Source organism: Bordetella ansorpii (assembly GCF_900078315.1).
Taxonomy (GTDB): Bacteria; Pseudomonadota; Gammaproteobacteria; order Burkholderiales; family Burkholderiaceae_B; genus Bordetella; species Bordetella ansorpii.
Genome location: NZ_FKBS01000004.1, coordinates 1 through 629, shown reverse-complemented (window position 1 = coordinate 629; position 629 = coordinate 1). Strand labels below are relative to the sequence as shown.

Genomic DNA, 629 nt, shown 5'->3' with positions numbered 1-629 from the left:
TCCACCATGTGCACTTAGTCGCTTGATCCTATAACACTAGAGTCTTATAGGTGCTGAGTTTCGCGCTTGTGCCGTTCATTCAAAGCTCATCGACTTTCGCCACCTCCAGATCATCCTCGCGGACGCTCCAGTACTGCCTGCTACTCGTCAACCTTGACTTTTGAGAACAATTTAATGCAATCACAACCCGTATCCCTTTTCATCAAGCTCCCTGGTGGAAACTCGATTACTCAGAAACACTTTACGTTGTGCTTCTTCCTCATTGTTAAAGAGCGTATGACTGGTCTAAACCAAACTGCATAAAGACCAACGATCAATACTGACTCGCAGTACTCATCGTTAGGCTTTGGTGGAGGATGACGGGATCGAACCGACGACATCCTGCTTGCAAAGCAGGCGCTCTCCCAGCTGAGCTAATCCCCCGTTTCCTACACAGACGCTGGTTTCACCAACATCGCACAGAAATCTTGGTGGGTCTGGTTGGATTCGAACCAACGACCCCCGCCTTATCAAGACGGTGCTCTAACCGACTGAGCTACAGACCCCCTCAAAACCTAGGTAAGTCATTTCACAACAAACAACCGATAAGCGTGGACGCTTAATGACGTGAGCTTCAGCTCTTAAAGGAG

General features: G+C 48.6%; 2 tRNA genes. Both read right to left on the bottom strand.

The annotated features are described in order from the left end of the window. Window positions 1-347 precede the first annotated feature (347 nt). Window positions 348-423, bottom strand: a tRNA-Ala gene (locus tag A7W11_RS01135). A 45-nt stretch (window positions 424-468) separates the two neighbouring features. Then, window positions 469-545, bottom strand: a tRNA-Ile gene (locus A7W11_RS01130). Window positions 546-629: the final 84 nt, after the last annotated feature.